This window comes from Gloeocapsopsis sp. IPPAS B-1203, assembly GCF_002749975.1.
Classification (GTDB): domain Bacteria; phylum Cyanobacteriota; class Cyanobacteriia; order Cyanobacteriales; family Chroococcidiopsidaceae; genus Gloeocapsopsis.
On sequence record NZ_PEIG01000008.1, the window covers coordinates 261,484 to 268,200 of the forward strand.

Below are 6,717 nucleotides of genomic sequence, written 5' to 3' on the forward strand. Positions count from 1 at the left end.
GCTGATGTCAAGTGCGCTAGCTTAGGAATATAACAGTGATTTTACTATCTCACTGCGTCCTAGAGGTTCACTTATGGCTCACTTAAATCAGCGTCGCCCGCAAAACGTGAGTGGAGACTTTTACGTTGATAGCACCTGTATTGATTGCGATACTTGCCGTTGGATGACTCCAGAGGTGTTTAATCGTGTAGGAGAACAGTCAGCAGTTTATCATCAGCCAGTGAATCAAGGCGAGCGACTGCGATCGCTGCAAGCACTTTTAGCGTGTCCGACAAGTTCGATTGGGACAATCGAGAAGCCACACGATATTAAAAAAGCACAACAAAGCTTTCCCATTCCAGTCGCCGAGAATGTTTACCACTGCGGCTACCATGCCGAAAATTCCTATGGCGCAGCAAGTTACTTGATTGTCCGTCCTGAAGGTAATGTTATGGTCGATTCACCTCGGTTTACACCGCCATTGGTGAAGCAAATTGAGAAAATGGGAGGAATTCGCTACTTGTATCTCACACACAAAGATGATGTTGCCGATCATCAGAAGTACCACGAGTATTTTCAGTGCGATCGCATTCTGCATCGAGACGATATAACTTCTAGTACCCGCAGTGTCGAAGTTCAACTGACAGCTTCACAACCTGTTGAAATTGATTCACATTTACTCGTTATTCCTGTACCTGGGCATACTAGAGGGCATACAGTTTTACTCTACAAGCAGTTTCTCTTTACTGGAGATCACCTGGCTTGGTCAGAGCATCGCAATTCACTCGTTGCTTGGCGCGATGTTTGCTGGTATTCTTGGTCAGAACAAATTAAATCGATGCGGAAGTTGACAAAATACGCTTTTGAGTGGGTATTACCAGGTCATGGACGCAGACATCATGCCGATGCTGATAAGATGCAGCATCTACTACAGCAGTGTATTGCCGAGATGGAAGCAGCTTGAATGTCACAAATAGCCATAAACAATTAACCATTTCAACTAGATCTTCATAACTTAGATAAAAACACTATCAGCCTTACTTGAATCATCACAAATAAACCAAAATTCCGACTCAATAAAGGAGTTAAGGTTGTGATATTAAATTTGAAAAGTCTTACTGTAGTTAATATTGCTGGTATATCAAAAGCAATTGTGTATATTGTAGAGTCTGTAACTATTACAGCTAGTTAACTATTTTTAGTTTAGCTGGGAAGTATTGAAATAAATACTACTGTCTGTGCCTATGCTGCACGGATGTGGGTAGTATTGCAACAGTTGCCTATACAAACTGTGCTTTAATTGCTCAAAGCATATCATCCTCAAGCTTCTTAGCTATCATCGTTGAGTTACAGCTAAACAATACAAACCTTGTTAAAGATAAACTGTAAATCTTATGACCGAATCGCTGCGCGGCTTTAAACGTTTGCCCGATCTTCCTGAAGGAACTTACTCAATTATATTAGCTGCGGCAATTTATGGTTTAACCATTGTGTTAACTAAAGGAGCATTAGAACAAATACCACCATTTACCTTATTATGCATTCAAACTGCTTCTAGCGTGGTTGTTCTCTGGACAATCATTATTTTCCAAGGTATCCAAGTTCCTTTACAGTGGAATACACTCAAATTGAGCTTAATAGGACTGCTCGAACCAGGTTTATCTTACACTTTTGCTGTGTTTGGACTATCGTTGACAACAGCCAGTAATTCCACATTTATTAGCACAACTGAACCTATTGTTACCATTGCCCTATCATGGATAATTCTGCGCGAACACATTAATTTTCCTCTGATTGGGTTAGGACTATTAGCCTGTGTGGGGGTTGCGTTTATTTCTATTCCTAATGCAACTTCAATCGGTCAAGGATCAATCTGGGGAGATCTGCTTGTTTGTCTCAGTGTTTTGTTTGCTTCACTTTATGCAGTGACGGCTGCTCGTTCAGTTCAACGTTTACATCTTGTAGCATTAGCGGCAATTCAGCAATCTGTTGCTCTCATTCTCTTTATGATGATGCTATTAGGCGCATTGTTTTTGGGTCTAGAGTCTTTTGAGTTTGTACCTGCAATGTGGGGTAGCTTACTTATTGCTGTTACATCAGGAGCATTTGGATATGGATTAGCATTTTTACTTTACCTAGCTGCTGTGCGTTATTTACCTGCAAGTAGACTTTCGCTTTACTTAACATTGACTCCTGTTTTTGGAGTTATCAGCGCTTACTTAATACTAGGAGAGCGGCTTTTAGTTTCACAAGGAATGGGAGGTAGTTTGATTTTACTAGCAGTCGTTAGTATCTCTCGCGTACCGCATGAATAAATGAATTGCTCTCAACTCACCATAATTTGAGAAGGTACAGCTCGCCACAACTGATCTAACCGATTTGCAGGCATTGTAAGATACAATACATCTCCTGCACTCAAATATGTGTCTAATAAATCCCAGCCGTGGATCGTTTGGCAGTTAGTTTCGATATATAACGGAACGAAATCAGATTGCATTGCAGTTTCTTTGACGCGCTGACCGCAAAAAGGATGCGAAGGTGTAATTAAAGTTGCTAAAGCTACCCAAAGGCTATCTGCAGTGATACCATTACCTAAGATGCGCCCACCTAAAGCTGCGGCGGCAAAAGCAGGGGCTGCAAGTTCAGCTGGACTCAACACCGCCTCGAATTCAAAGACTTGTTGTGCCATATGGGCAAAGTCTGGATGTTCATAGCGAACGATCGCGGGAATACTTGGTGTTAATGTTTTAGCATTAAGGGCAATTTCTAAGTTAACTGCATCGTTACTTGTCACAATTAACAAAGCGCCTGCTGATTTAAGATTCGCAGCTTGTAATGTTTCAGGCAAGCTAGCATCACCTTGAATAACTGGAATACCTAATCCACGAGCAGTATTGAGAAATCTATTATTAGGATCGCGTTCGATAATGACGACTTCATGCCCACTCGCATGGAATTGTTGCACAACTTGCACGCCAATTCCGCCTAAACCGCAGACGATGTAATGATTGCGTTGGGGAACTCGTGCCGCATCCCAAAACTGTTTGAAGCGCGTGCCTAAGACAAAATCATTAAGTAGCGCGTAACAAATCCCAATAATACCTGCGCCAATTAACATCATGAACGCTGTAAACACTTTGATACTATCAGGTGCTTTTTCGACAACTTCTTCTTTGCCACCAGCACCTGTGATCATACCAACCGAAAAATATAAAGCATCAATAATCGAAGTGTTTAAATCAAAACAGATATAAGTGAGTGTGGCAGTAAAGATAGTTACGAGCAGGACTAGCGTCACAATCATTAAAGATTGTCCATGTTGGCGAAATTGACGTAAGTTAGTGAGTACTTTTAGTAGTTTAGAAATTGCTGACTTTCGCATTGTACGGATATTTGGCTGCGTACCAACAATCAGCCGATCGCCTACTTGCAACTGTTGCCCTGAACTGACTGCACAGACAAGATCAATTTCACCTCGTACAGGTAAATAGTAAATCAACATCCGAGTGCGATCGTCCCATAAATTACTTAATAAGCGCCCGCGCCACGGATGGTGCTCGTGAATATATTCTTCTTGGATAGGCCAAGTTTGATTAAATAGTTTAAGTTGTCCGATCGCTCGACTTCCGAGTGCAGCAAAGTAAAATACAGGTGCGGCTAAACCGGAAACACTCATACTGACGTGATCTGGTAAGGTGTGGTCAAGGCGATCGCCTAAGTTAGCATTAAATAAACGATTGATAATCCGAATTCGCGGATTGAGTACTCGTGCTTGAATCAGAATTGCCAAATTCAAAGCATCATCACTGTTTGCCAGTACTAATGTTTGGGCGGTTTCAATTTCTGCAGCCTGTAAAGTTGTTGCTGCTTGGAGATCCCCCACAACAATCGTTTCCTCTTTGGGAATTAGTTGATGATGAATGCCAACGACACTTGCTCCTTGTTGTCTGAGTAAACAAAAGATTTTGTAGCCCGTGCGTTCTAAGCCGCAGACAATAATTCGAGTCATATCTCAGTCACAACCAACAGTAGCAAGCAAAAGTAATCTACTGTTGTCTAAATCACCATTTTTGACTACTAATGACGCACATACTGTAGCTGAAAACACTGCTACCTAGAGTTTGTGACTCAGAAAGACAATAAGTTATAGAAAGATTTATATCGGTGGTAACTTTAATTCAGTTAGTAACATATTAATTTTTTTGAACTGCTAGAAAACCCTGCTAAATATTCTCAAATAATTAACGGTTTTCTCTTGTTTGAGCCGTTATCAATTTTGTGGTACTTTAAGTATTACTGTGTAGTTATTAAAATGTTGTTTTCTTTTTGTTTTTTTGCATAGATAAACCTATCATTATATAACGCAATAGCTTACCCAAATTTAGCGACTTTACTCTGGATCGCTCAAGCGCGTAAACGGGCGACTCTGCCTCAAATCTTGGATCACTTGTGTTCCACAAACGAACGCGACTGATCCAATAACCACAATTGGCAACCAACCTACACCAATTAAACCGATCAGCAAGACTAGTACAGCTGCGATGAGCCGGTATTTGGTTCTGATTTTGCAGTATACGATTGTACCAGTGCGGTGTAAAATTGCTAAAGCAAGTAAGCATAATGCGACTGCGCCGCAAAGTAGCCACCGTTGAGGAGTAGGTAAGGCAACATTAGCTTCAGTTAACAAGACTTGTTCTACACCAACTCCAGTTGCAGCAATACCGATGACTAGCGGTAGATGCGTATAAAGCCATGCATTCAAAACTGCTATGCGTCCTTCGTTACGTGCACGTTGAACTGCCGAAACTCCAATATTATCAAAGTAAAGCCACCACAAGCTAAACGCAATACTCAAGCCGAAGACAGCAGCGATCGCACTGCCAATATCCCATTCTTGCTCAGAAACACCATCCACAACGGCAATAATCGCCTCACCCAAAACAATAATCGTAAACAACCCGAAACGTTCAGGTAAATGTGCCGCGTGGGGTAGCAATCCTGTTATGAATTTTCTAGCAGTTAATGGTGTGGCAAAGTCAATAATTAAGCCGAATGCCCAAAGAATGAAACGTAGCGGTGGTGAGACAAATGCTGATATGAGCCACAGCAACGCCGCAATAGCGAAACCTCTAGCGTAATAATTTGTTAGCGATCGCGCTACGCTGACGTGTTTTCCCGCACGAATATACTCAAAAACGAGTAATGCCCGTCCTGCAGCATATGCAAGAGCAAAACCAGGTGCATTTTCGGCTAAACCGTGATGTACATTCACAGCTAAAGCTGCGATCGCCAGCATTTGCATTGCTGTAAGTATCCGATGCACGATGTCGTCGGTATCAAAGCGGTTCGCATACAGTGTTGTGCCAATCCACGACCACCATACAGGAATAAATAGAACAACAAAGCCACAAAATCCTGACAGCGAAACATCATCATTGAGGTTGTGTGCAAGTTGAGAGACGGCAACAACAAACACCAAGTCATAAAACAGTTCTAACCAGGTGGCGTGGCGTTCTCCCTCGCTATCTTCGCCTATGCGTAACCGTGGAGGTTGTAACCAGGTTTTCATCATGATTTTGAATTGAATAAGTTTGCAGCGCAAGCAAGACAAAATCTCTGAAGGCTTGTGAAATACAGTTTATGGTATTTGTGGTGAAAGTCATCTGTATTATTAAAGTAGCTCTAAAAGTAAAGAGCAATCTTCAGCATTGACACTACCAACAAATATGGCGATCGCTAGATCATTCCTTGATATCATAATTTTCTTTGGTAATGATGCGATCGAGGTAGTAGCAAGATTCTACCTTTGTTTGAACATTCCATACCAGGATAGCTTTATCTTTCTGGAACCGTTTTGAATAGGGGTTAATCTAGGAAAAACAAGATTAGACTATTACAGCTAAGATGGAGACTCACATTTTTGCAACCCGAGTATTTACTGAATTATCCACCCAACTAGTACGCGCCTTTGACGCAATCTACAGTGGTTGGATTCTATGGAACTTGTTCTTAGCTTTTGTCCCATTAGCACTTAGCTTTTGGCTATTTCGGCGCAAAACACACTCTCGTTCCTTTGTGTGGTGGGTAGTTTTTGTTGTTTTCGTGGCTTTTCTGCCTAATGCACCTTATGTACTCACAGATATTATTCATCTTATTCGCGGAATACGCCCTGGGCTATCTCCGTGGGTCATTACGCTGTTTGTGATCCCTGTGCATCTATTTGCCATGCTTATTGGTTTTGAAGCGTACGTCGTTTCTTTAATTAATCAAGGTTATTACTTAAGACGTCAGGGCGCAAGACAATTTGTTGTTTGGGGAGAACTGATCGCCCATGTTTTGTGTGCAGTTGGAGTTTATCTTGGTAGATTTCGCCGCTTTAATAGTTGGGATTTAGTAACAGAACCTGGTAGTGTTCTACTCAGAACGGTTAATGATTTAACTGAGCGACGCCCACTCTTTGTTGTTTTTATTATCTTCATTATCCTTACTATATTTTATTGGATTATGAAGCAGTTAACTTTAGGGCTTGTGCTACGGATTCATTACGCACGCGCAAGAGTTGATATTGACCAATATCTATAGAACTCGTCTTGGCTGTTTACTATACTCAACTGATGGGGTGACAGGAGGGCTAAAAGTAAAGCTAGATAATAGTTTTAAGCTTTGGGTCAAAAAAAGATAGGCTGGCTATTGACATCGCCTGCCTATCACAAAAAATGCTGCCTAAATTCTATCAGA

The 6,717-nt window shown here is 41.4% G+C and carries 5 protein-coding genes; 3 read left to right on the plus strand and 2 right to left on the minus strand.

Going from position 1 to position 6,717, the window contains the following annotated elements; all coding sequences use genetic code 11:
* Positions 1-73 precede the first annotated feature (73 nt).
* Together CSQ79_RS16215 and CSQ79_RS16220 are read left to right on the plus strand one after the other, a co-directional pair.
* Complete coding sequence (locus tag CSQ79_RS16215) at positions 74-943, plus strand: MBL fold metallo-hydrolase (RefSeq protein WP_099702204.1); 870 nt, start codon at positions 74-76, stop codon at positions 941-943.
* A 430-nt stretch (positions 944-1,373) separates the two neighbouring features.
* The gene (locus tag CSQ79_RS16220) at positions 1,374-2,294 is read left to right on the plus strand and encodes a DMT family transporter (RefSeq protein WP_099702205.1); all 921 of its coding nucleotides are present in this window, start codon (positions 1,374-1,376) and stop codon (positions 2,292-2,294) included.
* A gap of 11 nt (positions 2,295-2,305) precedes the next feature.
* Here the strand turns inward: CSQ79_RS16220 and CSQ79_RS16225 are convergent, their stop codons facing one another.
* Together CSQ79_RS16225 and CSQ79_RS16230 are read right to left on the minus strand one after the other, a co-directional pair.
* The gene (locus CSQ79_RS16225) at positions 2,306-3,988 is read right to left on the minus strand and encodes an NAD-binding protein (RefSeq protein WP_099702206.1); all 1,683 of its coding nucleotides are present in this window, start codon (positions 3,986-3,988) and stop codon (positions 2,306-2,308) included.
* A 381-nt stretch (positions 3,989-4,369) separates the two neighbouring features.
* The gene (locus tag CSQ79_RS16230) at positions 4,370-5,548 is read right to left on the minus strand and encodes a low temperature requirement protein A (protein WP_099702207.1); all 1,179 of its coding nucleotides are present in this window, start codon (positions 5,546-5,548) and stop codon (positions 4,370-4,372) included.
* Between the two features lie 335 nt (positions 5,549-5,883).
* Between CSQ79_RS16230 and CSQ79_RS16235 the strand changes: the two genes are divergently transcribed.
* Positions 5,884-6,561, plus strand: a complete 678-nt coding sequence (locus CSQ79_RS16235; RefSeq protein ID WP_289501207.1) for a DUF1361 domain-containing protein — start codon at positions 5,884-5,886, stop codon at positions 6,559-6,561.
* The last annotated feature ends 156 nt before the right edge of the window (positions 6,562-6,717 follow it).